The organism is Clostridium akagii DSM 12554 (assembly GCF_000686725.1).
GTDB classification, from domain to species: Bacteria; Bacillota; Clostridia; order Clostridiales; family Clostridiaceae; genus Clostridium_I; species Clostridium_I akagii.
In genome coordinates this window covers 511,384-538,073 of the sequence record NZ_KK366008.1, presented here as the reverse complement: position 1 = coordinate 538,073, position 26,690 = coordinate 511,384, and the positions used below count along the sequence as shown (strand labels likewise).

The window sequence follows — 26,690 nt, the reverse complement described above, 5'->3', positions numbered from 1 at the left end:
GAGTATATAAACAATTTTATTACAACTGATATTAATGTTCATATTAAATCCTTTTATAACAAGGTTAAAAATGATGAGGATGGTAGAAGTAAAATATTAAAAATAGTAGATGAGGACATTCTTGAATTTTCAGAAGAAATAATGGACATGATTGAAAAAAAACTTGATAAAACACTAACTGATAGATTTTTATATGCATTAAGTCTACATTTAAGTTCATTTTTAAACAGATTAAGTAATCATCAAAATCTTAAGTATACAAATATAGAAGGTATTATAAATGATAAGCATGAGGAATTCAATATTGCAGTAGACGTAAAGGGCATGGTTGAAAAAAAATATAATGTGGTTGTTCCCAAAATTGAAGTTATATATCTTACATTGTTAATCAGTTCTATTACGGAGGAACAAACAAATGAGCATGTGGCAATAATTGTAGCGGCACATGGAAGTAGTACAGCAAGCAGTATGGTTAATGTGGCAAAACAGCTTCTAGGGGAGGGTGTAATCGAAGCAATAGATATGCCATTAGAAGTTAGTCCCACTAGAACTTTAAACGAAATTATTGAAAAGGCTAGAGAAATAGATATGGGAAAAGGTGTTCTACTACTTGTTGATATGGGCTCTCTTACCAGTTTTGAGTCTATAATAATGGAAAAAACAGATAAAAAGGTGAAAACGCTGGATATGGTTACAACCTCTTTAGTGCTAGAAGCAATAAGAAAAGCAACAATTTTGGATATGGATTTAGAAAGTATATATAGTTCACTAAAGGATTTTAAAGGTTATAGTAATTTTGAAGAAGAAAAAAATAACAATGATGCTAGTAAAAATGATGCCATTGTTACAATATGTGCTACAGGAGAAGGAACCGCAATTAAACTGAAAGAATTGGTTGAAAATATCGTTTTAAATACTACAGAAGATGAAATTGAAATCTTTCCTATAAGTGTGATGGATATAAACAATAGTATAAGAAATATTAATCAGAAATACAATATAATTGCTTCAGTAGGTATTGAAAATCCTAAAATTGATGCACCATTTATCTCACTGGAAGAGTTAATTAGTGAACAAGGGGAAGATGCATTAATGGGTATAATCAAACGAAATAATTTTCCTGTACAAATAAAACATGGAAATGTGGTTGCCAAGGACTTATGTGAGGATAGTTTGATTCAATTTTTAACTTATTTGAATCCAGCGAAAATAATAGATATATTGTATGATTTTATAGATAAATTAGAAGAAAAAACCAATGTTAGTTTTAACAATGCAACTAGAATAAGAATAATGGTGCATTTGGGTTGCGCTCTTGAACGTATGGTTATTAATGATGGATTGGAGTATAAGGGAGATCAAGGAAAACTAGATAATATCAAAGTTAATGTGATTAAAGAGGCAAGTAAGATATTTAAAAAAACTATAAATATTACATTAACAGATGGAGAGATATATCATTTATCGGAAATGATTTAATGAAAATTGCAATAACAGAGTACAGTGTATAAGTTTACAAACGTTCTGTATAATTTACAATGAAATTTAAGTAGCTAAGTGTATAAAAAAAAAATAAAGTATATAAAAAAAATTCGAGTGTATAAATTGTTTTAAATTAATATTTTTATTATGTGATAAACCGCTATTTAACAGTGATAGAATGAAAGGTAATTTTTTATATACTGACTTGGCACGGTAATTGCTATATATAAGAGTGAGACAACATGATGTTAGGAACTTTGGAGGTGTAAAGATGGTAGCTATTATTATTGGAACTCATGGAAGTTTTTCAGAGCAAATACTTAGATCAGCAGAAATGATATTTGGAAAGCAAGAAAATGTTTCATCAGTTACATTTGAGACAGGTGAGGGACCGGAGGATCTTGTAGTAAAATATAAAACAAAATTAGAAAAAATGGATTGCAAAGAAGGTGTACTTTTTTTAGTAGATTTATTTGGAGGAAGTCCATTTAATGCAGCAAGTAGAGTAGTAACAGAAAGCGAAAATGAAAATATCGATATTGTTACTGGTATTAATTTACCAATGTTACTTGAGGTGTACGGAGCTAGAAGTTTTTCTAGCATTAAAGAGTTAGTGAATACAGCTAAACAAGCAGGAAATGAAGGAATAAAATCATTAAAGGATGTTCTTTCAGAGCAAGAAGATGAAGAAATATTATAATAATAAACGGAGGAATTTAAAATGGATATAAATTTTGTGAGAATTGATGACAGATTAATACATGGGCAGGTTGCTACTGTTTGGGTAAAAGAATCAAAATGTAATAGAATATTTGTGTGTAGCGATGAGGTTTCTAAGGATACTTTGAGAAAAACATTACTTTTAAAAGTTGCACCTCCAGGAGTAAAAGCTTATGTATTACCTATTGATAAGGCTCTTGAAGTTTATAAGAATCCCAAATATGATTCTTTTAAAGCACTAATATTATGTCCAAAGCCAGAAGACGTATTAAGACTTGTTCAAGGTGGTATGAAAATTAAATCCGTAAATCTTGGAGGAATGTGTTTTAAAACAGGAAGAACCCAAATTAGTAGTGCCGTATCGCTTGGACAAGAGGATATTGATGCCTTAAAGAAAATGAATGAACTGGGAATTGAGCTTGAGCTAAGAAAAATTGCAACGGATTCAAAAGTGGATGTAATGAGTAAAATAAAGGATTTATAAATTTGATCATAAAAGTATTTTGATATATATAGAATTCAGAATAGTAATTTCTGGATTTTATATATGGAATAAATCTTTTTGATATAGCTTGTGGAGTATATTATTTTTATCCTGTAAAGGTTTAGATAATTGCAAGCAAGAGTAACTAATAAAGGGGGATTACACATGACTACGATTCAATTTATTTTAGTAATTGTTGTCGCTATGATAACAGGGATGGGAAGCGTACTTGATTGTATGCAAACACACAGGCCAATAATTGCCTGCACATTAGTTGGAATTGTACTTGGAGATATGAGAACGGGAATTATTTTAGGTGGTACGTTAGAGCTCCTAGCCCTAGGTTGGATGAATGTTGGAGCAGCTATGGGACCAGATAGTGCACTTGCTAGTGTTGTAGCAACAATATTGGTTATATCAGGTCATCAATCAATTACATCAGGTATAGCAGTTGCTATTCCAATCGCGGCAGCAGGACAGGTTTTAACAATATTTGTTAGAACTATAGCAGTATTTTTTCAACATCTTGCAGATAAATATGCTGAAAATGCTAACTTTAGAGGTATAGAAACAGCTCACATTGTAGCAATGCTATTGCAAGGACTACGTATAGCTATACCAGCTGCACTAGTAGCAGCAATTGCAGGTACTAGTGGTGTTCAGTCAATGCTAGCAAAAATACCTGTACCTGTAACAAGAGGACTACAGATTGCTGGCGGAATGATAGTTGTTGTTGGTTATGCTATGGTAATTAACATGATGGAAGCAAAGTACTTAATGCCTTTCTTCTTTGTTGGATTTTCAATAGCAGCATTTACAACATTTACTCTTGTTGGGTTCGGTATAATTGGTCTGTGTGCAGCAGTATTCTATATTCAATTGAATCCGAAATATAGCTTAGTCCAAGTTCATGATGAATTAGACGATTTGTAAGAAAGGGGGATGGAATATGAGTGAGATTAATGTAACTAAAGCGGGAGTATCATTGGAACAAAGTGATAATAAATTAACCAAAGGTGATTTAAGAAGTATGTTTTGGCGTTCATGGTTCTTATTAGGATCATTTAACTTTGAAAGAATGCAAAGTATAGGTTTTTGTGTAACTATGATTCCAGCTATAAAGAGACTTTATAAAACTAAAGAAGATCAATCAGCAGCATTAAAAAGACATTTGGAATTCTTTAATACTGAACCATATATGGCTGCACCTATTATGGGTGTTACAGCAGCAATGGAACAAGAAAGGTCAAATGGAGCACCACTTGATGATGCAACTATTAGTGGTGTAAAGATTGGACTTATTGGACCACTTGCTGGAGTAGGTGACCCTGTATTCCAGGGAACACTAAGACCGATTTTAGGAGCACTAGGAGCATCAATTGCTGCTACTGGAAGCATTATAGGGCCATTAATATTCTTTATACCATTCAATATTATTAGGATATTAACATTATGGTATGGTATTAAACTCGGTTATGAAAAAGGAACAGAAATTGTTTCAGAAGCATCAGGAAATACGCTACAGAAAATAACGGAAGGTGCTTCAATAGTAGGATTGTTCATAATGGGAGCATTAGTTTGTAAATGGACAAGTATTAATGTACCATTGGTTATTTCAACAGTTAAGGGTGCTGATGGTAAAGTTGTTATTACAACTGTTCAAACTATTTTAGATTCCTTAATTCCAGGGTTGCTTCCATTGTTATTAACTTTCTTATGTATGAAATTGTTAAAGAAAAAAGTTAGCGCTATTGCAATAATATTCGCAATGTTTGCTTTAGGAATAGTAGGATACATGGGTGGATTCTTAAAATAATTTAATAAAAAAAGAAAAGTCAGATAATGTTTTTTTATATAGGTTAAGGTTACCTCTTAAATAAGGGATAACCTTAACTTATATTATTTCACTCACACATAAGGGAGATGCAATCTATGATAACTAATATTATGTCAATCATTGTAGTAGTAATAGCACTAATTATATATTTGTTTTTCATGATTTTTAATTTCTATCAAAAAAAATATTATGATCAAGCATATAGTCCTAAGGAAATAAGATTCGGTGAAATGCGAAAATATTCTGAAAAATATATTCTGGAGGGATTTTTTAGCGTATCAAGTGAAAAACAATATCAAGAAGCGGCTGCAATTAAAATGATAAATGACAAAATTAATACTGACACAAATATATCCATAGATAATATCAATTTTCTTATGGGTTATACTTACGGAGTAAGTTTTAATAGGAAAAATAAAAGCTTTGTACCATTTCTAGAACCGACTGTTTGTTCGAAAATCTGTGCACCATTTTTGGGCTTGAATATGGATTATCGTACAACAAACAGTTCTAAAGTATTTGTAGATGCAATAAAGTATTACATTTCACAAGGGCAGCCTGTATTAGTACAATTGGATATGGCTACGCTTCTGGGAAAAAATAGTTTTTATTCAATTAGCGAGCTTATAGTAGGATACAACAAGAATGAATTCTGTTATTATGAAACCTTTGGAATTAATAATGAAAAGAAAAAGTATGTTTCAGTAAAAAAATTAGTTGATGCAACAAAGAAACTGAATACAAAGTTTAAAAAACCATGGAAATATGGTTTTAGTGTCTTCAAAGCTAGTGAAAAAAATCAGCAAATTAAAGATGTGATTAAAACAAATGCAAGAAATCTTATTGGAGAAGCTTCTCCTAGAACTGCTTCAGGATCAATTGCTATATCTGAGCTTGCAAAACACATTAAAGAAACAAAAACTTTTAGTTACCAGTGGCCTCTTGAAGTATTAGCATATTCACGAAGCGATAATGCTAAATTCTTTGAAGAATATTTTAAAGATGATAATGACTTAAAACAAGTAGCTAACTTGTTTAAAGTTGTAAGCGAAAAATATAACCAAGCATTAAAAATCATTAAAATAGAAATAAATGAAGCAAATATAAATGAAGTAAGCAGGATTTTATTTGAAAATTCACAATTAGAAGAGCAAATTGGTAGGATATTAGAAAAGGCTTCTAATTAGATTAAATCTACTATTAAAATTATCTCTTAGCATTAAATATTTTTAGGTTATAAATATATTTACTTAAAATACTTGATTTTATACTTATATATGCTTAATATATAAGTATTGAGGTGATTCTATGCGTGATTCTTCTTGTATAATTATACGTCAAACATTAGAAATACTTAAAAACGTTGACTATGAACTTATAAAGCACTATAATGTACATGGAGGTGATTTTATGTATCAAGAAGGAAGACTTATTAAAATATTAGAATATTTAAATGAACATAATAGTATCTCTGTACAAAATATTTGTGAAATGAGTAATGTATCACGAGACACAGCAAGAAGAGACATTATAAAGCTAACGGAGCAAGGAGTTGCAATTCGTACTCATGGAGGCATTAGTCTTCCAGTTATTAAAAATACAATGAAAGCATACAGAGAACGACTTGAATCATATTCAGAAGAGAAAAAAAACATAGCACAAAAGGCGCTCAGTTTTATTGATGAAGGTGGGCATTATTTTTTTGACGTATCAACAACAGTAAGTTTTATGGCAGAATATTTAAATGAAAAAGTTACTATTGCTACCCATTCACTTGATAATATTGAGATGATTTCAGATAAAGAAGATATAAATGTAATATCTCTCGGAGGGTATTTGAATAAAAAAAATCGTTTCTTTTATAAACCGAATTTTCAAAATTATTTTGATGGAATGCGTTTTGATGCTACTTTTCTAGGTGCCGCAGCCATAATGAGTGATGGAATATATTACGAAGATGAAGAAGATGCTTATATAAAGCAGGCAGTGGTTAAGCAGTCTAAAAGAAATATTGTACTGGCAGACCATGAAAAATTTATATGTTCAAGTTATTATAGAGGTGTAAGCTTTAAAAATATAGATACTATTATAACGGATGTTGCGCCTCCGGCACAATTTATTGAAATTATAAAAAAGGAAAATATTGAGCTACTAATTATTTAATATATTAAAACATTTTAGGGGGAATTTTATTATGGGGAAATATAAGATGTTATGTTTGGATATTGATGGAACACTACTTAACTCTAAGCACAAAATTTGTGAAGAAACAAAAAAAATTATAAATATTGTTGCAAATGAAGGAGTAATCGTAGTATTGGTTTCAGCAAGAATGCCAAAGGGAATATTGTATTTACAAGAGGAATTAGGCATAGAAGAGCCTATAATTTGTTATAGTGGTTCTTTAATCAGAGATAAAGATGCTAATACTTTATTAAATAAATATATTCCAGCTCATACTACAAGATTGGTATATGATTCAGCCCAAAAGATGAACATACACATAAGTTTATATAAAAATGATGAGTGGTATATAGAAAGTGAAGATTACTGGTCTAAGCAAGAAAGTGAAATAACCGCTATCACTCCAAAAATAACAAATTTAAAGAAAACAATACAAAAATGGGAAGAAAATAATGATGGGCCAAATAAAATTTTATGTATGTCTGAAATGGACAAAATAAATGGTTTAGACAAAGATATTTCAAGTAGGTTATCAGAGTACATAAATATATATCCATCTAAGCCAACATACCTAGAAATAATGCCAAAGTCGTCTTCTAAAACAACTGCAATTGAATGTTTATCCCAAAAATTAAACATAATAAAATCAGAAATAATTGCCATAGGTGATAATTACAATGATATTGATATGATACAGTACGCTGGGGTTGGTATTGCTATGGGGAATGCTCCTGAAAAAGTAAAAAAATATGCTGATGATGTGACTTTAACTAATGATGAGAATGGAGTAGCAGCCGCAATAAAAAAATATTTTTGCAAGGAAATTATGTAAATAAAGCTAAATCGTGAAATAAGAATATTCTGTGTTAAATTGTTTAATATCATAAATATATTTTAAACCAATTCCCTAACTTTTTTTAGCTAGGGAATTGGTTTTTGCATAAAGAAACTGTCACACTAATTTCTTAGTGTAACATCCCATTTTCAGTTTACGCCCTAGAAAATAGTTAATCCAAATACATAGTATATTTGGATTGTTTAAGGATTATAGTAAAAAATATGGATTTAATATCAATAAAAACAACATAATCATAATTATGATTAATATGTATAATTACATGGTATAATAATTATAAAAAAAGTGCGAGGGCTAATTGATGAAGAAGAAAAATGTAATAATAACATTTTTAATATGCTTAATAATAATAGTTTTAGGAATTTCTATTTATATGTATAAAGTATATTCAAAAGTAAAAAACTTTGATGGGTATATTTATCCTACTGTAAAAATAAATGGGATGGACATGTCAGGAGAAACAATAAAGCAAGCTAAGGAGATCCTTGAAAATAAGTACCAAAAACCTATAGATAATAAAAAAATAAATGTTAAAGTTAATGATAAAATCTATACAATTAATTATTCAGAACTGAACTTAAAATATGATATTGATAAAGTAGTTAATGAGGCATTTAACTATGCAAAAGACAAAAACATCATTGATAAATACAAACTGATAAAAGATCCAGTAATAAAACCTATGAAATTACCGTTTACATATAATCCCAAACATATAGATGATGTGATCAATAGAATAAAGCTAGACGTGAACAGTGAGCCTAAAAATGGAGCTATTCAAAAAACTGGAGCCATGGGTGTAGCACAGTTTGCAGTTAAACCGGATAAAGATGGATATAAATTAAAGGATGGGGAACTGAAGACTAACATTATAGCATCAATTAATGGGGAAATTAGTCAAGATACTACGGTACAAGCCAATATAGAAACATTAAAAGCTAGTAAGACAAAGGAAAAACTTCAAGGCATTAATACACTAATATCTACTTATAGTACTATCTATGGGCCTATATCATCTCCAGGAAGAGCAAATAATATTCAATTGGCAACTAGGGCAATCAATGGACTAGTGTTAATGCCTGGTGAAACTTTTAGTTTTAATGGAGTAGTTGGTGAAAGAACAGAAGCAAAGGGATATCAGTCAGCACCAGTGGATATAGGTAATGCAACGAGTATGGGACTTGGAGGCGGAATTTGTCAAGTCTCAACAACACTTTATAATTCAGTAATACGTGCAGGAATTAAATCCACAGTAAGGATGCATCATTCTATTCCTTCAACATACGTACCACTGGGATATGATGCTACAGTTAGTTTTGACAATTTGGATTATCAATTTAAAAATACTCTTAATTTTCCGATATACATTGAAGCAGGTTCAGCTAATGGAAATGAGACCTTTAATATTTATTCAGATGTGAGTTCACTTAGCAAAACTTATAAATTATCTAGTGATGTTTCATCTGATGGTAAGAATGTTAAAGTTTATCTACAAACTTATCAAAATGGAGCAATGGTAAGCAATGATTTAATAGTAAACGATACTTACAATAACTAGTGATATGACAAAGATTCGTATAAAAAAACTATAGTATAAGGAAATTTTTAAAACATGAATCTGTAACCATATAAAGTGAAATATATTGAATGTGTTTTTATTAAATTTATGATCATGCTATTATATAACTATAAAGGAGGTTTGTATATGAAACGAAAATATTTAGTACCAATATTGTTAGTAGTTACTATCTTATGTGCAATATATTTTTACGAATATAAATCTACTGCAGTTAGCAATTCTCCTCAAACTCAGCCTTCTTCTGAAAAAAGTAATGAAGTAAGCAGTATTGCTAAGGCCTCCTATAATAGTAGCAATGTAGCTAGCAATACTGCTCAAGCTGAAATTTCTAATAGTAATACAGTAAATGATACAGTTGTAAAAGTTAAAGACTATATTCTGAATGGTCAAAATAATCTATCATCAGCAGAACGACTAAACTGGAGCAAAAGATTCCTAGAACAGGTTGATATTGCGAATTTATATAAGCAATATACTACTACTGAAGGTAATCCAAGTAATATAAATATAAAGGATTTTGCAAAATATATTACTTTTAATGCACCTATTCAAAATAACTGGCAAGAGTTATTTAAAGAAGATTTAAATGATCAATATGGCCCAAAAGTAACAGTTGTTAAATTTGTACATTTAAGTGATTTCTTATACCAAACATATATTAATCAAGAAGGGTCAGAAGTACCTTTCGTTGTAGTTTCAGCAAGAACAGGTTATTTTCATGGATAGCGAATTATTTAAAACTAAACTTTAGTGAATTGGTACACAAATTTATGGACGTTATCGAATTTTACGGTATTTTATATATAAAGTTAGAATTAATTATCACCCATTATTTCGGCGTTTAGCCATGATCTTTCTTCATGATTTAAATAAGGAGAAAGTTTTGTAAATACATTTTTATTATATGTATATAGCCATTCCAGTTCGCTTTCTGTGAGCATATTCTTATTAATTCCATCTAAATCTATAGGACAATAGGTAATTGTTTCGAATTTCATAAATTGACCAAACTCTGTTTTTTCATCATTAACGACTATCATCATATTTTCAGTTCTAACGCCATGTTTTCCTTCTTTGTATATGCCAGGTTCATTAGTAAGAATCATGCCTTCTTCTATTTTTATATCATTAGGTACTTGACTTAGTCTTTGAGGTCCTTCATGAACATTTAAGAAAAATCCTACGCCATGACCTGTTCCGCATTTGTAGTCTAAGCCGTATTTCCAAATAGGCTGCCTAGCTATTACATCCAAATTAGAGCCTGTTGCTCCATATAGAAATTTAGCAGTGGCCAAAGCAATATGGCTCTTAAGCACCAAAGTAAAATCTGACTTTTCTTCTTCAGTGAGATTTCCAAGTACTATGGTTCTTGTAATATCTGTTGTGCCATTAAAGTATTGACCGCCTGAATCCACTAAGAAAAGACCACGATTTTCTAAAGTAGAGGTGGTTTCTATCTTTGGTATATAGTGCATCATAGCAGCATGTTCTTTGTATCCAGCTATTGTATCAAAACTAAGCCCAACACAAAGTTCATCTTTTTTTCTAAGCTGCTGGAGTTTATCACTTGCAGAAAGTTCTGTAATATGTTCTTCATTAATAGAGGTTTTAAGCCATTTTATAAATTTCACCATGGCAACGCCATCACTAAGTTCACAGCATTTCAAATTTGCTATTTCGGTTTTGTTTTTTACAGCCTTTAAATTAAGAGTAATATTAGATATCTGCAATTTTGTAACATTAATATTAATGGAATTATACAATAAAGCATTAGTCATATTAGGATCAAACATGATTTTATCACTACTTGCCATACTTTTTAGAAATTGTTGCACGTCAGTATAAGATTTAAACTCAACTTTATCAGATTGTAATTCAAGGCGTACGGAATTAGGTACCTTTGAAGAATCAATAAATAAATAACATTTATCCAATGATAATATTACGTTACATATTACAACAGGGTTGTTAGGGACATCAGAACCTCTTATATTCAAAAGCCAAGCAATGTCATCTAAGGAAGTTAATAAATAATAGTTAGCACCTTTCTTATTCATTTCCTTTCTTATTATATTAAATTTCTCTGTTCGACTAATACCTGCATATTTTACGTCATGTACAAACATAGCATTTGTGGGTATAGCTGGTCTATCATGCCATAATAAATCAATTAAATCTTTGTCCATTTTTATTGCTATTTTCTTGGATTTAAATGCCATCTTTAGACTATTAACCATATCTACTGAAAATACACTTCCGTCAAAACCCACGGAACTTCCTTCATTAAGAACATCATTTAACCAATCAGTGTAAGAAGGGGTACCCACATCTGCCATTCTAAATAATCTAATACCAGAATCTTGGAGTTGTTTTTCTGCTTGAATGTAGTATCTGCCATCCGTCCATAATCCAGCATCATGTAAAGTAATAACTACAGTACCTGCTGAACCTGTAAACCCAGATACCCATTCTCTAGATTTCCAGTGATATGCTACGTATTCACTTTGATGTGCATCAAAACTTGGAATTACATAGGCATCAATTTTGTTTTCCTTCATTAATTGCCTTAGCTTTTCAATTTTTTCTTTAATCATCATAATTTTTTCCTCCGTGTTTTATAATTTATATTCACGTTCATATAGCCAAGCAGCTAATAAAATACTAATTATTCCAGCTGTAAATTTAGATATAATAAACGGTCCTAACATTTCAGGGGCTATTCCTGATACAAAACCAAACTGGCCACCAAATACAAAAGCTCCACTTATAGCAAAAGCAGTACAAACAATTTTACCCTTAGGGTCCATTTTTTTATATGTTCCAAATATCAATAGATTACTAGCCAAATTTCCTAAAATTCCTGTAACTGATACTGAGTTTATTCCAAATTTTTCACCGATTTTTTCAAAACTTTTTTCGAAAATACGATTTATTAAGGTAAGCATAGGGTAGGCTCCAGCCAAAACAAAGGCTATCTTTCCAACTATTACTGTAGATTCAGAAAGAGGTGCGAGACCTAAAACAATTTGAACCCCAAATATGGCTTCTGTGCCTTGAAGGAGTAATCCAATAACACTTAATCCAATTATTATCTTTCCAAATATATTAAAAGCCTTCATCAAAACATTTGGAATTTTTAGTAAACCTATTACACAAAGCAAGGAAAAAATAATAATAGGAGTAAGATTCCATAATAATATAGTTAAATTTATGTTTTGCCACAATCCTGCAACAAAACAACCTATAGGGATTGTAGTTATACCAACCATGGCACCTTTTGAAAAATATTTTTCATCTTCTTTACAAATCATTCCAAGAGCAACAGGTATAGTAAAACTGATAGTTGCACCTAAAGTTGAGGCTATAATGACACCTGAAAACAGACCCATTTTCCTAGTTAAGGCTAAATTCATAGCTATTTTGTAGCCCCCCATATCCACAGCTAAAAAGGCAGAGGTGAACACAGAAGGATCAAAATGGAGTGATTTACATAGGGGGATAATAGCAGTAGATAATAAAGTTGAAAGTATAGGTGACAAGGAATATATTCCAATCATTCCAAGACCTAAGGCACCCATGGTTTTTATTCCTTCCTCAAACTTTCCACCAAGCTTTAGGGGACTACCCAATATATAATCAATTCCTCCAAGTATAAAAAATACACCAATTACGTACATTATAAATTTATTCATGCTGATTTTTATTTTTGTTGTAGAAATTATTCGGAGTATTAACAGCTAGAAGCTTAACTTTTTTATTAGTGTAATTAGCCCAATTATGTGTCACATTTGAATTCATATGAATACTATCACCAGGATAAACATCATAACTTTCACCATCTATATAAATTGTTAATATACCTTCTAATATATAAACAAACTCTTCTCCTTCATGCATATATGGGATTATTTCCTCTTTACTTTTTTGAGGTAAAAGTTCTATTAGCCTTGGAATAAGCTGTTTATCCTCTAAATTTGTGCTTAAGCAATAATTGATGCTACTACCTTCTTCTATATCAAATATATCTTGCTCATAACTTCGTAATATTTTGTCTTTTCTTTTAACTGGATAATCAAAAAAATAAGTTAGATGAACATCTAAAATTTCAGCTATTCTTTCTAATGAATCAACTGCTATTGTGGTTAAACCTCTTTCTAATTGAGATAAAAATCCAACAGATAGTTCACTTTTTGTGCCTAATACTTTTAAAGTGATACCTTTTTCCACTCTCAATTTTTTGATTTTCATTCCTATATCCATAATTTCACCTCAATATATTAATTGTAAATATTATATAACATATTTTAAATAATTGCACATAGAACATGAAAAAATATTTGTAAGTGAAATTATATCAATTTGGATCATTGCTAAAATATGAAATATTAAAAGCATTTCAAGGAGCTAATTCATATTATATTGTGTGACTCTTAAAAAAGGGAGTGATATTATGTGGCTTTTTAATTATACAACTGGAGTTTTAACAAGGAATCAACTTACAAATTTCATACGAATAACTTGGGTTAATCTTGGAAAAGATTCAGAACTTCTCAAATATAGAGTTTATGATTGGAGTGATGGTACCCCCATCCTTATAAAGGAAGATCTTGTACAATTAGATCCTAAAGAAGGAAAAGTCAGCGATATTGAAATAGCCTCGTCCATATATGGAGATTGTCTAGATATTAAGCTTTATGAGGTGCGTTTAAGTATAATCCATGAATGCAACACTATAGTTAATATATTTGGAATAAGTAATGCTGGAATTATTAGCGAAGGCAACACAGTGCTTTACAAGCAATTGGTCTATAGAAACGGCAATAAAAAATAGCTACAGTATTTATTGTAGCTATTTCTAGAAATAAAAAGATCCTCCCTTAAAAAGGTTGGATCTTTTCTTGAAATTGAATAAAATAGATGTTAGGTTAAAGGAAGTGTAATATATGAAGGATTTAGTAAGTTTAATAATGCCAGTTATTACCGAGCAATACTTTGAAGAAAGTGTTAATAGTATTTTCAAACAATCATATAAAAATTGGGAATTATTCATCTTAGTCTGTTGTCCTATTAAAAAAATCCAAGACATAGTAAATAAATTTAGTGATCAAAGGATTGTGCTTATCAAGCTGGAAAAAAGTATTAGTATACCTGAAGCCTTTGAAATGGGCATTAGTAAAACTCATGGGGAATATGTAATTAGACATGATCCAGACGATATTAGTTTGCCAAAGCGCTTAGAATTACAGGTAAGTTATTTAAAGGAGCATAGGGAAGCTGGAATTTTATCATGTGGCATAAAAGCCTTTACTGAAGATTATAGGTATAAAAACCAATGTGAAAATATTAATAGGCTTCAAAATTTTTATAAAACTAAAGAAGATATAGATAAGGCTATACTTGGAGGGAACTATCCTATTATTTTTCCATCCCTAATGATTCGTAAGTCTCTTTTTAAAGATATTAATATGTTATATAAAAAGACTGATTTTGAAGACGAAATAGAATTAGCCTTAAATCTTTTAAAGAAAAGTGGTATTGAAAAAATAGAGAATATTCTTTATTATTACCGAAGGCACAGTAATGCTTATCATAATATTAATCAAATGCAGCGTATAAAATATAGAAAAAATCTTTTAAATGATACCAATTTAATGAATAATATAAGATATAGAGAGTTTTGTAATGAGTTAGCAAAGGTAAAGGCTAAAAAAATAATGATTAATAAGTCTAGTATTTTTCGAGTATTAATGCTTGTAGATGAGCTTAATATTGGTGGCACTGAAACCTATGTTTTTAATCTAGCCAAGGCTTTAATGGAAAAGGGGATATATGTAGTAATAGGAAGCAGCGGAGGGATTTTTGAAGACGCATTTGGGCAGTGTGGTATAAAGGTTGTTAGAATATCAATGAATGTAGAAGTTAAGTCAATTGAAGAGATAAAATACCTTATAGATATGGAAGGTATTAATTTATTACATTGTCATTTAAATAAAAGTATGAGCCTAGGCAGAGAAATTTATAATAAATATAATATTCCATATGTTATAACCCTACATGGAATGTTTTATTCAAAAGAAATTTTTCTGTCTAGTTGCATTGCAGCAAAAGCAATTATTGCTGTCAGTAGTCCCGTGAAGAAGTTTTTTGCCGAAAATACAGGAGCTGAATTTCAAGGAATTCTTAGAGTAATTCCTAATGGTATAGATACTGAAACTTTTAAACCTAACATAAACCATAAATTCATTAGACAAAATTTAGGCATTCCTAAAAATGCCATTGTTATATTGTACTGTAGTAGACTTGGATGGGGAAAGGGTGCTATAGCCAAATCTGTTTTATCAAGCTTCAAAGAGATTTCACTTAAACTTAATAATATATATTTAATTATACTGGGAGAGGGTGAAAGAAAGGAAAATATAACTGGGGCAGCTAAGGAATTAAACTTATCACTGCATAGAAAAGCAGTACATGTAATAGGGGCAAGGTATGATGTACTATCATATTACTTGGAAAGCGATATAATTATTGGAACTGGAAGAGTTGTATTAGAGGCACTAAGCTGTGAAAGGTTAGTAATTGCAATAGGGAATAAAGGGTATGCAGGTATTGTAGGAGAAGAAAATAAGGAGGAAATGTGGAATCTGTACTTTGGAGATCATGAAGGCAAAGTAGATAATTATAATAAAAATATTACTGCTAGCATGGAATATTTAATTCAGTCCATAGGAAAATCATTGAAATTACCTAAATGGAGCAGGGAATGGTGCAAAGAAAAATTTGAAGCTAGAAAGATTGCTGATGAAATAATAGGATTATATAAGGATATTATTAATTAAAAGAGAAGGCCCAACATTAATATATCTGATGTTAGGTCTACATTTTATTATCTAAAAATCATTTATAGCAGATTTATATAACTTAATGATTTTATTGGTGGTTATGCTAATATCAAAGATGGGTCTGGACCATTCGGTACTTGTTTCACCTATCTTTTTTATTACCTGTTTATTATTGTAAATATAGCTTAAATCATCATATAAAAATTCCTGATTATTTGGTTTTATTGCCTTGTGATCTGCAAAATAAATCCTGCAGGCTTCTCTAAAATTGTCTCTAGTTACTAAGCCAAAATATCCCTGATTTCCGGTGGCAATTAATGGCTTTCCACAAGCCATTGATTCTAAGGCAACTCTTCCAGTACCAACTATGCAGTCACTATTTGAATAAAAATCTAGCATATCGGTTTGTTCACCAAAAAGGTGAATGAATTTTTTATTAGAAGGGCTAGTGATTTTATCAGCAGCATCTTTAATGTCCTTAAAGCCAGGACCATCCCCAACGATAAAAACATGAATATTCATTTTTTTATTATTTCGTAAATCACTACTCACTCGTATTACGTTTTCACAAACATTAATCTTTCCCCAAGCCATCCTACTGGCATATAAAATTACAAAAGCATCATCAGGTACATGTAGTTGGTTACGAATGTTATTAGCTTTTATAGGATGGAAACTGTTAAAATCGATACCATTTGGAATTACTATTGATGGAATGTTAAAGGTGTGAAGCCAATCAAAAACAGGTTCACTTACACTTATTACTTTGGTACAATTATTTAATTTATCAGAGGCTATATCTTGATAATATAGACCGTGAACAGTAAAAACACAAGGAATGTTCAGCTTTTTTGCAACATCAATACATAAGGCACCGGAAGGCGATTGATGAGCGTGTATAATATTAATATTTTCATTCCTAATAATTTGTTCTATTCTATTTTTGTATATTGATGCATTAATATCTTGAGAGCTAATTATAGTTAAAGGAAACTCCATAGTATATATAGTGCAACCGATTTTGTTAAAGGCATCATATAGAACACCTTTATTAGCTAGAATAACTACATTGATTTTAGCTCTTATTAATTCTGTAGCTAAGGTTAATACATGAGTTTCTGTGCCTCCGATACCCATACTATCCATAGTTAATAGCACTTTAATAGGCTCAATATCAGTTTTCTCAGATTTGTTACTATAAAATTTGTGTGAGCGCTGCTGTGAATGATGACGATAATAATATAATACATCTGGTAAATTGTCGATTCCAGTAGAAAGAAGCTTAGTTATAAATTCATAATCCTCGGCTCCAGGAAGCCTTCTTGTTAGACCTCCAAATTTATCAAATAATTCTCCATAGAATAAAATGGTTCCATAGCATACACAATGGCCACCTTTTGAGTATATCTCTTTTATATTAGTAGCACCATAACTTAGCCAATTTAGGGGAGGTGTGAGATTAAAACAATTATCTTCAAAAGTTGAATAGTTAGAGCCTATAACATGAACATCTGGATTTTCTTTTATAAATGCAACTTGCTTTTCTATACGTTTAGGATGTGATATATCATCCGAATCTTGACAAGCAATAAATTGTCCTTTAGAAAGAGAAAAACCAAGACTAACAGCTGCTGCAAAACCTGAATTTCTTGAAAGTGAAGTTAAGGTTATTAAATTTTGTTTTGGTAAACAGTGCTTATTAGTATCAATCCAATTATTAATAACCTGAACACTGTTATCTGTAGAGGCATCATCAACGATAATAATTTCAATATTCTTATAGGTTTGATTTTTAATACTGTTAAGACAATCTACTATATATTCGACATGATTATAGTTAGTTATTACAACACTAACCAATCCTGATATTCTATTATATAACATATAGTTCGCCCCTTTTTACTTGTAGTAAATAAATTTAAATTACATTATTTAATTTAGAGGAACCTATAAATTCAAGGTTAAAGTAGTCTAGTATATCTTATTAATATGTAAAATAAATTGTTACAGGTTAAATAAATGCAGTGCATTAATGTTATAATTTAATTGTAATGATACTTGATTTATATGTACTTTTTCGATTTTAAATAAACTGTTATTTATAGGAATATAAAAATTTTAATAATAAATTCAACCTACGTTGAAGGGGGTTTGAAAAACTATGAAGCATTCTTTTTTTAAAATATCAAATCTTAAAAAAGCACTTGTAATACTTTTTTCAATATTAATTTTGCTATCTGTCTCAATATTAATTGTCACGGAAGAAATAAAAGCTCAACCTGATAATATTCAGAAGTCTATTGCCGATAAATTTAACGAAATAAAAAGCCAACTTGAAATTCAAGGTATAACTAAAAACGTAAAGGGAACTATTGGGGACTACTCAAAATTGTTTGATGGGTTCAGCAATATAATAATTACAGATGATAACGGAAAAATTATTTATAAGGCGAATGATGGATATATTTCAGAAAAAAATAAATTTTCTATTCTTATAGATCCATGGAAATCAAATAGAAGTGTTACTGATATAGCATATGTTGTTGATAGTAAAAATAATATTAAATATTCTACAGAATTAGATATATCACGCAATACCAATAAAATGAAATCACAAAGCGCTAAAAATGCATTATCAAAAGTTTTATTTCCCAAAAATATAGAGAGCGATGATTCTTTAGGGGATAAGCAAATTACTAATAGTGATGGATCTACCTATGTTAATTCCTCTGATACAAACATAATTATGAACTATGAATATATTGCTTCAAAAGGATTAAATCTGTATTCGCTATATGATTCTGAACATCAATTCAATAATTACTATATTTTTACAAATCAATTGAATGGAATAATAAGGTGGTTAATTGTTTGTGCATTTATTTTCTTAAGTATATTCTGGATATTATTACCTATATGGGTATATAAAGATTCGAAAAAACAAAATTTAAATTCTCCTAAGTGGTCAATAATTAGTTTCTTTACAAATATTCTAGGACTTGGAATTTATTTAATATTAAGACCAAAAAAAATAAAATGTCTTTCATGTAATAAGGATGTTCAAGATGATTGGATTTTATGCCCATACTGCGGGGAAAAAATAAATATTAAAGATAAATAGAGTTGTTGGAGGTGGAAATAATTATTATGAGGAGAAAATTTATAGTACCAATTTTCATATTTTTTCTTTTATTAAATGGATGTACTAAGGCAGCACCAAAAGTAATACATAATAACTCAACAAGTAATAAGATACCTGTTTTGGGAAGTATACAATATGTAGATAAAATACAAAAAATTGCCCAAAAAACTGGGGATCGTAGTGCATTGTCTGTAATTATGGTGGACGTAGACAAAAATGGGAATGAGCTTGACAATAATGAATCAACCAATATTGTAAGATTTCATAAATTGGTGAGTTCACTAATTTATAAAATTGGCTACGTTGATATGCAAACTCATTATTTTAGGAATCAGCTAAATAGAGCTCCTAAAACATTGAAAGGTCTAATAAAATTAAATAAAACCCTACCGATCAATAGACGCTGGATATTATTAAATATTAGATATTCAGGCTATCATATTCAGGGAGTTGATGGAGAATATAACCTGAAATTTGTGTCCTATGATGACTATTGTGAAGCAGTTTATAATAAGAAAGGTGTTCTGCTAAACGAAAAAAATGATCCTATTAATATGGGTACATATAACTATGCAGCAGGAATACCTAAAATCAATGCCCATGTGAAATTTGATATGGATCCTTATCTTTTATGGGGAAATACCCTTAATTCACCTCAAAAAGGTAAGTATGAAATAAACTCAGGTGTAAATTTAGCATATATAAATTATAAAAAACATGCTGCTAGTGTATACATATATCGTAAAAATTTGTTCGGAATGCAGCAAGGTAAAGTTCAATAATCAGAATACACGGAGGGTTTTATGCTCGTGCAAAGTATTAGAAAAAGATTAAGCATAATTATTATAGCTTGCTCAGTTATTGCTATTTTATTAACCGCACTGTTTGTTAATTTAGCGGTTAATGGAACTTTTAACAAGTATATGGCTGATAATCAGGATCAAAGGAATGATAGAATTGTTCAATATCTTCAAGATGCATATAAACGTGATGGAAAATGGACAAATAATTCAGGGCAAGAAATGATGCATGAAGCATATATGAGTAATTATTGTTTGACTTTATTAGATGCTAATAAAAAAGTTGTTTGGGGTATGAATCCCAATGATATACAGGAAAAAAATCATGTGATGATGCAAGAGACATCAAGTAATGGGGTTTATAGGTCTAATAATTTCCCGATAAAATCACATGAAAAAATAGTTGGCTATGTAAATATAGGTCAGTACTCACCAATACTATTGTCCCAGCAAGATATTAATTTTAAGGTCTCAATAAATAGAAGTATCATAATAAGTGTAATAATAACAATAATTATTGCTATTATAATAAGTATAGTTATATCAAAACAATTTTCTAATCCTATTAAGTCAGTGTCGGATACTTCTGTGGAACTCTCAAATGGACATTATAACTCAAGTTCCAATGTTATAAGTAATATAATAGAACTAAATAATTTGACTCAAAGCATTAATAAATTAGGTAGCAGACTAGAGCAGCAAGATAAGCTTAGAAGGAGATTAGTATCAGATATATCACATGAGATAAGAACACCATTAAATGTACTTCAAAATAATATAGAAGCCATGATTGATGGAATATTTCCAGTTAATGAACAACGGCTAAATTATTTGAATAATGAAGTAATAAGATTCGGTAAGTTATTAGACAACTTAAATATAATTAAGGGATTTGAAGATGAAAAGATAAAATTAAGCATGGAGACAATATTTTTAGATACACTTGTAATTTCTGTGTGTAATGAGTTTAATATTGAGTTGAAAAGCAAGAATATAATACTGGATATTAACATTGAAAAAGGAAAAAAATTCATGAGTATAGGTAATGAGGATAAACTTAAACAGGTTTTTATAAATTTAATTTCAAATGCAATTAAATTTTCACAAAACAATGGGAACATTTGGATAAGTATGTTAGAAACGAAAGATAAAATTTTAGTGAAGATAAAAGATACAGGGATGGGTATAACAAAAGAGGATTTACCTAATATTTTTGAGAGACTTTATAGAGGAGATAAGAGTCGTAATAAAATAGAGGGAAGTGGTATAGGGTTGACCATTGTGAAAAACATACTAGATATTCATTCTGCTACTATTCATGTAGACAGTATTGCGAATATTGGAACTACAGTTACATTGTATTTTAATAAAATATAAGCTAAACTGCATTCTTCATTAAGAAAACAGCTAGGAGGCTGTTTTTTTTATTGCCGTTTTAAATTATAAATAATGGAGAACTCTGTTTGTATATTTAAACGTATAGAATTCAACTATAAGTGAAATACTATGTATTACAAAAAGTTTATTAACAGTTGAATTATTGCTAGAGACTATACATAAACTATACATATGTTGATTTATGGAGGGAAAAAATGAGTAGAGGATTTAAAACACTTCTTATTGTAATAGCTGTGGTAGTTGTATTATTGCTATCATTAATCGGGAATTATAACAAAATGGTAAGTCTTGATCAATCAGTTAAACAATCTGAATCAGATATTGATACCCAGCTTCAGAGAAGGTCTGATTTAATACCCAATCTTATAGCTACAGTAAAAGGATACGCTTCACAAGAAAAAGATATATTTACAGCAGTGGCAGATGCAAGATCAAAATTAGCTGGTGCCCAAACTATTACTGCAAAAGCTGAAGCAGACAATCAAGTGTCAGGGTCATTATCTAGATTATTAGCTGTTGTTGAAAATTATCCTAATTTAAAATCAGATCAAAATTTTAGAGACCTAAGCGTTGCGTTAGAAGGTACAGAGAATAGAATTAATATTGCAAGAAAAGATTATAACAATGAAGTAGGTAATTATAATAGTACAATAAAAAGATTTCCTAATGTAATAATTGCAGGAATATTTAGATTTGAACAAAAACCTTATTACAAAGCCGCAGAAGGGGCAAAGGAAGTTCCAAAGGTTGACTTTTCAAAGGTTAAATAATAATGAGGAGAGATAGAGTTTTATTTTATAAAAATACTTCATATGTATTTTTAGCATTAATAGTACTTGTTTCACTGTTATTTTCTACTGTTAATGCGGAAAATCAATATCCAAAGCCAACTGAATTAAAATATATTAATGATTATACCTCCACCATAGATAACAATACAAAGCAATATATTGTTTCGGTGGGAAAAGAATTAGAGGATAAAACTGGAGCACAGGAGGTGGTAGTAGTAATAGATTCATTGCAGGGAAATGATATTGCGTCCTATGCTAATGGATTATTTAGAAACTGGGGAATTGGACAGAAAGATAAAAATAATGGACTTTTAGTTCTTGTGTCAATAAAGGATAGAAAGTATAGAGTAGAGGTAGGTACTTCTCTTGAAGGAGCTGTAACTGATATTTATTCCGCAAGAGTGATGGATAATATTGCTAAGGTGAGATTTAAAGAAGGAAATTATAATGGGGGAATTAAGGAATCTTATTCAATTTTTGCAGATTCTATTGCTAAGGAATACAAAGTAAAACTTGATAAAAATGAAAAAATAAATCTACCATCCCAGGATAATAAATCTGGTAATACAACTACAAGTATCATTGCTTTAGCATTGCTAGCAGTTTTTGTTATACTAGATTTCAGCTTTAATGGTGGACGGATAACATTTTTTATTATAACCATGTTCTTTTGGTCAGGTCGAGGAGGCCGTGGTGGTGGTAATGGAAATAACAGTGGAGGAGGATTTGGAGGTATGGGAGGAGGATCCTCAAGTGGAGGAGGTTCCTCAGGTAGCTGGTAATAATTCAAGCTACCTTGTTGCTTTTTTGAAGATGTCTTAATTAACAATTGAAAGATATGATTTTGCTTTGGATATCTTCATAAAATCTACACATTTATTTGTTATATTAATTTTGCACCAATTATTAATGAATGAGTTTATTGACTCTAATCTAACCAAGTGTTAGTATTAAAATATACCACCCCACGGGGAGGGGGTATATTTGTTAATTAAGAATATAAAACATGAGGGAGTTAGATTTTCATGAATAAAGAAAAAAACAGTGCATTAACTTCATTAAAAACAGCTAAAGGACAAATAGAAGGAATAATTAAAATGATAGAAGAAGGAAGATATTGCATAGATGTATCTAATCAGATAATCGCAGCGCAATCTCTTCTTAAAAAATCTAATATGCTGATTTTAAAACAACATCTTAATCATTGTGTAAAGGAAGCGTTTATGCAGGACAATGGCGAGAAAAAGGTTGATGAGATAATAGAACTGCTTTCAAGGGCTATTGATAAATAAACAAACCCAAATATACAGTTTAAGCGATTATTTAGGACAGTATAAGGAATACAAAGGGGATAATAAAAATGGTTAGTAAAACATTAAAAATAGAAGGCATGACATGTGCGTCTTGCGTAAAAGCAGTAGAGAGAGCTTCTAAAAAAATTGATGGAGTAACGGAGGCAAATGTAAATTTAGCCACTGAGAAACTTAATATAAGTTTTGATGAAGCTAAGGTCAAGGTGTCAGATATTCAGGCAGCTGTGGACAAGGCAGGTTATAAGGCTTTAATTGAAGAAACAACCAGGATGCTTAGGATTGAAGGAATGACATGCGCTTCTTGCGTAAAAGCGGTGGAAAGGGCAACAAAAAAATTAGATGGAATAACGGAGGCAAATGTAAATTTAGCCACTGAAAAATTGAAGGTAAGTTTTGAACCATCAAAGGTAAGGATTTCTGATATTAAGAAAGCAATCGAAAAAGCAGGGTATAAAGCAATTGAGGAAGAAATAACTGTAGACATGGATAAAGAAAACAAAGAGAAACAAATAAAAGCTTTATGGAATAGATTTGTTATATCCGCAATATTTGCAGTTCCACTTTTGATTTTAGCAATGGGTCCAATGATAGCAGACAAACTAAATTTTAATTTGCCAATGGCTATTGATCCAATGATTCATATTAAAGTGTATGCAATTATAGAACTTATATTAGTTCTACCAGTTATAGCTACTGGCAGAAAATATTTTATAGTTGGATTTAGATCTTTAATTAAGAGAAGTCCCAATATGGATTCCCTTGTTGCCATGGGAACATCCGCTGCATTCTTGTATGGATTGTATGGAACCTATGAAATACTAAGAGGAAATTCACAGGTACAATTGTATTTTGAATCTGCGGGGGTAATATTAACACTAATAACTCTTGGTAAGTACTTTGAAATTGTTTCTAAAGGAAAAACTTCAGAAGCTATTAAAAAGCTCATGGGACTTGTTCCAAAGACCGCTATCATTATAAGAGATGATAAAGCAATAGAGATTCAAATAGATGAAGTTGAAGTTAATGATATTGTTGTAGTTAAACCTGGTGAGAAAATGCCTGTGGATGGCGAAGTTGTAGAGGGTAGTACTTCAGTTGATGAAGCTATGCTTACAGGGGAAAGCATTCCAGTTGAAAAAAATATTGGAGATAACATTATAGGAGCGAGTATAAATAAAAATGGTTCTATAAAATATAAGGCTACAAGGGTAGGGCGCGATACGGCTCTTTCACAAATAATAAAACTTGTAGAAGATGCCCAAGGTTCAAAGGCACCTATTGCAAAACTAGCAGATGTAATAGCGGGGTATTTTGTTCCAATAGTTATGGTACTAGCCATTGTATCTTCACTAGGATGGTATTTTTCAGGTGAAAGTGCAGTATTTTCATTAACTATATTTATTTCAGTGCTGGTTATAGCTTGCCCATGCGCACTGGGACTTGCAACGCCTACGGCAATTATGGTTGGTACAGGCAAAGGTGCAGAGTATGGGGTATTAATTAAAAGTGGCACGGCGCTTGAAACTGCACATAAAATACAAACTGTGGTGTTTGATAAAACTGGAACTATAACAGAAGGTAAACCTAAAGTAACAGATATTGTTGCAATTTCTAAGGAAATAAGTGAAGAATATTTGCTACAAATAGCTGCATCGGCAGAACTAGGGTCAGAACATCCGTTAGGTGAGGCAATAGTAAGGGACGCGGAAGAAAAAAAATTGAAATTTAAAAGCACAGAAGACTTTAAAGCAATACCTGGTTATGGAATTAAGGTGAAAATAGATAATAATAATATATTATTAGGTAATAAAAAGCTTATGGAGACAAGCAATATTTCATTGAGTGATTGTGAGGAGGCTTCTAATAAATTAGCTGAAGAAGGAAAAACTCCAATGTATATAGCCTTGGAGGAAAAGTTAATAGGCATAATAGCCGTTGCAGATACAGTTAAAAAAAATAGTAAAAAAGCCATTGAAAAATTGCATAATATGGGTATAGAAGTTGCCATGATAACTGGAGATAATAAGAGAACGGCCAAGGCTATAGCAAAACTTGTTGGCATAGATATAATTTTGGCTGAAGTAATGCCTAAGGATAAGGCAAGTGAAGTTAAAAAGCTTCAAAATGAGGGCAAAAAGGTTGCTATGGTGGGAGATGGAATCAATGATGCTCCAGCTCTAGCGCAGGCAGATATAGGTATAGCTATTGGATCGGGTACAGATGTGGCAATTGAATCTGCAGATATTGTACTTATGAGAAGCGATTTAATGGATGTGGCAACTGCAATAGAACTTAGCAAGAAAACAATAAGAAATATTAAACAAAACTTATTTTGGGCTTTTGGATATAATACATTAGGAATACCAGTAGCTATGGGGGTATTATACCTTCTAGGTGGACCATTATTAAACCCAATGATAGCAGCACTAGCCATGAGTTTTAGTTCGGTATCAGTATTAACAAATGCACTTAGGTTAAAAGGTTTTAAACCATTAATATAAAAATTAGACCACAAGGGTTGATTAAGGATAAAACCTAATCGATTTTTGTGGCATTTTTAAGGAGCGCATATGAGTAATATTTTGATAATAGAAGATGAAAGAAATGTAGCTGAAATACTTAAAGCTTATCTTGAAAAAGAAGGTTATAAAGTTTATTGCAAAGATAAAGGTTTAGAAGCCTTAGAATTATTTTGCAAAGTGGATTTTAAATTGGTAATATTAGATTTAATGCTTCCAGATATTGATGGCGAGGATGTTTGTGGGGCACTAAGAAGAATGTCTGATGTATATATTTTTATGCTTACTGCAAAAGTAGCTTTAAGCGATAAAATTCGGGGATTAAATATTGGAGCAGATGAATACTTAACAAAACCATTTAGTCCAAGAGAACTTGTAGCAAGAGTAAATGCTTTGTTTAGAAGAGTAAGTTCAGAAAGGAAGAATATAATTATATTTGATGATGGTAAACTTGAAATCAATAAAGATACAAGAAGCGTAAAATTAAATGGAAAAAATATAATATTTACGCCTAATGAATTTGATATATTATATGTTCTTGCTAAAAACAAAGGAAAGGTTTTAGCAAGAGAACAGCTTATCGAAATAGTTTTTGGTTTAGATTTTGATGGCTATGATAGAACAATAGACGTTCATATTAAGAATATTCGAAAAAAAATCGAACAAGATACTAAATCACCACGTTATATTGTTACTGTAACCAAGATAGGGTATAAATTTGGTGAAGAATTATAGTGCGTACTACT

The 26,690-nt window shown here is 30.5% G+C and carries 24 protein-coding genes; 20 read left to right on the top strand and 4 right to left on the bottom strand.

The window, feature by feature from the left end:
* The 10 genes from BR66_RS0121005 to BR66_RS24440 form a co-directional block, all read left to right on the top strand.
* Positions 1–1,479: PRD domain-containing protein (locus BR66_RS0121005; RefSeq protein ID WP_026884682.1), on the top strand; the 1,479-nt coding region annotated here is incomplete at its 5' end.
* A gap of 274 nt (positions 1,480–1,753) precedes the next feature.
* Positions 1,754–2,182, top strand: coding sequence for a PTS sugar transporter subunit IIA (locus BR66_RS0121000; protein ID WP_026884681.1), 429 nt, complete (start codon positions 1,754–1,756; stop codon positions 2,180–2,182).
* Positions 2,183–2,203: 21 nt separating this feature from the next.
* The gene (locus tag BR66_RS0120995) at positions 2,204–2,686 is read left to right on the top strand and encodes a PTS sugar transporter subunit IIB (RefSeq protein ID WP_026884680.1); all 483 of its coding nucleotides are present in this window, start codon (positions 2,204–2,206) and stop codon (positions 2,684–2,686) included.
* Positions 2,687–2,851: 165 nt separating this feature from the next.
* A complete protein-coding gene (locus BR66_RS0120990) occupies positions 2,852–3,619 on the top strand; it encodes a PTS mannose/fructose/sorbose transporter subunit IIC (protein ID WP_026884679.1) in 768 nt (255 codons plus the stop codon).
* A gap of 16 nt (positions 3,620–3,635) precedes the next feature.
* On the top strand, positions 3,636–4,502 hold the full coding sequence (locus tag BR66_RS0120985; protein ID WP_051624334.1) for a PTS system mannose/fructose/sorbose family transporter subunit IID: 867 nt from the start codon (positions 3,636–3,638) through the stop codon (positions 4,500–4,502).
* A gap of 116 nt (positions 4,503–4,618) precedes the next feature.
* The gene (locus tag BR66_RS0120980; protein WP_026884677.1) at positions 4,619–5,710 is read left to right on the top strand and encodes a cysteine peptidase family C39 domain-containing protein; all 1,092 of its coding nucleotides are present in this window, start codon (positions 4,619–4,621) and stop codon (positions 5,708–5,710) included.
* Positions 5,711–5,831: 121 nt separating this feature from the next.
* A complete protein-coding gene (locus BR66_RS0120975) occupies positions 5,832–6,686 on the top strand; it encodes a DeoR/GlpR family DNA-binding transcription regulator (RefSeq protein WP_341350084.1) in 855 nt (284 codons plus the stop codon).
* 31 nt (positions 6,687–6,717) lie between these two features.
* Positions 6,718–7,539 (top strand): Cof-type HAD-IIB family hydrolase, encoded by an 822-nt coding sequence (locus tag BR66_RS0120970; RefSeq protein ID WP_026884675.1) that lies wholly within the window; start codon positions 6,718–6,720, stop codon positions 7,537–7,539.
* Between the two features lie 325 nt (positions 7,540–7,864).
* Entirely contained in the window at positions 7,865–9,121 is a 1,257-nt protein-coding gene (locus tag BR66_RS0120965) for a VanW family protein (RefSeq protein WP_026884674.1), read from the top strand.
* A gap of 147 nt (positions 9,122–9,268) precedes the next feature.
* On the top strand, positions 9,269–9,868 hold the full coding sequence (locus tag BR66_RS24440; protein ID WP_051624333.1) for a hypothetical protein: 600 nt from the start codon (positions 9,269–9,271) through the stop codon (positions 9,866–9,868).
* Between the two features lie 89 nt (positions 9,869–9,957).
* Here the strand turns inward: BR66_RS24440 and BR66_RS0120955 are convergent, their stop codons facing one another.
* From BR66_RS0120955 to BR66_RS0120945, 3 genes are read right to left on the bottom strand one after another with little or no spacing between them, the layout of a single operon-like run.
* A complete protein-coding gene (locus BR66_RS0120955; protein ID WP_026884673.1) occupies positions 9,958–11,739 on the bottom strand; it encodes an aminopeptidase P family protein in 1,782 nt (593 codons plus the stop codon).
* A gap of 18 nt (positions 11,740–11,757) precedes the next feature.
* Positions 11,758–12,819 carry an ethanolamine utilization protein EutH gene (gene eutH, locus BR66_RS0120950; protein ID WP_242841194.1) on the bottom strand — a complete coding sequence of 354 codons (1,062 nt, stop codon included), beginning with the start codon at positions 12,817–12,819 and terminating at the stop codon, positions 11,758–11,760.
* Between the two features lie 7 nt (positions 12,820–12,826).
* Entirely contained in the window at positions 12,827–13,402 is a 576-nt protein-coding gene (locus BR66_RS0120945; RefSeq protein WP_026884671.1) for a helix-turn-helix domain-containing protein, read from the bottom strand.
* A 190-nt stretch (positions 13,403–13,592) separates the two neighbouring features.
* Between BR66_RS0120945 and BR66_RS0120940 the strand changes: the two genes are divergently transcribed.
* Together BR66_RS0120940 and BR66_RS0120935 are read left to right on the top strand one after the other, a co-directional pair.
* Positions 13,593–13,973 carry a hypothetical protein gene (locus BR66_RS0120940; RefSeq protein WP_026884670.1) on the top strand — a complete coding sequence of 127 codons (381 nt, stop codon included), beginning with the start codon at positions 13,593–13,595 and terminating at the stop codon, positions 13,971–13,973.
* A 112-nt stretch (positions 13,974–14,085) separates the two neighbouring features.
* Positions 14,086–15,978: a glycosyltransferase gene (locus BR66_RS0120935; RefSeq protein WP_026884669.1), complete on the top strand. Its 1,893-nt coding sequence runs from the start codon at positions 14,086–14,088 to the stop codon at positions 15,976–15,978.
* Positions 15,979–16,029: 51 nt separating this feature from the next.
* On the opposite strand, the gene BR66_RS0120930 is transcribed toward BR66_RS0120935, so the two are convergent.
* Positions 16,030–17,865, bottom strand: a complete 1,836-nt coding sequence (locus BR66_RS0120930) for a glycosyltransferase (RefSeq protein WP_026884668.1) — start codon at positions 17,863–17,865, stop codon at positions 16,030–16,032.
* 277 nt (positions 17,866–18,142) lie between these two features.
* On the opposite strand from BR66_RS0120930, the gene BR66_RS0120925 reads away from it, so the two are divergent.
* The 8 genes from BR66_RS0120925 to BR66_RS0120890 all read left to right on the top strand — a co-directional run bounded on the left by BR66_RS0120925 (position 18,143) and on the right by BR66_RS0120890 (position 26,679).
* Positions 18,143–19,102, top strand: a complete 960-nt coding sequence (locus tag BR66_RS0120925; protein WP_026884667.1) for a zinc ribbon domain-containing protein — start codon at positions 18,143–18,145, stop codon at positions 19,100–19,102.
* 26 nt (positions 19,103–19,128) lie between these two features.
* Entirely contained in the window at positions 19,129–19,905 is a 777-nt protein-coding gene (locus BR66_RS24990; RefSeq protein ID WP_026884666.1) for a hypothetical protein, read from the top strand.
* A gap of 27 nt (positions 19,906–19,932) precedes the next feature.
* Positions 19,933–21,300, top strand: coding sequence for a sensor histidine kinase (locus BR66_RS0120915; RefSeq protein WP_026884665.1), 1,368 nt, complete (start codon positions 19,933–19,935; stop codon positions 21,298–21,300).
* A gap of 215 nt (positions 21,301–21,515) precedes the next feature.
* Positions 21,516–22,091, top strand: a complete 576-nt coding sequence (locus tag BR66_RS0120910; protein ID WP_026884664.1) for a LemA family protein — start codon at positions 21,516–21,518, stop codon at positions 22,089–22,091.
* 2 nt (positions 22,092–22,093) lie between these two features.
* Positions 22,094–22,894, top strand: coding sequence for a TPM domain-containing protein (locus BR66_RS0120905; RefSeq protein ID WP_026884663.1), 801 nt, complete (start codon positions 22,094–22,096; stop codon positions 22,892–22,894).
* Positions 22,895–23,137: 243 nt separating this feature from the next.
* Positions 23,138–23,404: a metal-sensing transcriptional repressor gene (locus BR66_RS0120900; protein WP_026884662.1), complete on the top strand. Its 267-nt coding sequence runs from the start codon at positions 23,138–23,140 to the stop codon at positions 23,402–23,404.
* A 68-nt stretch (positions 23,405–23,472) separates the two neighbouring features.
* Positions 23,473–25,926: a heavy metal translocating P-type ATPase gene (locus BR66_RS0120895; RefSeq protein ID WP_026884661.1), complete on the top strand. Its 2,454-nt coding sequence runs from the start codon at positions 23,473–23,475 to the stop codon at positions 25,924–25,926.
* Between the two features lie 69 nt (positions 25,927–25,995).
* Positions 25,996–26,679, top strand: coding sequence for a response regulator transcription factor (locus tag BR66_RS0120890; protein ID WP_026884660.1), 684 nt, complete (start codon positions 25,996–25,998; stop codon positions 26,677–26,679).
* Positions 26,680–26,690 lie beyond the last annotated feature (11 nt).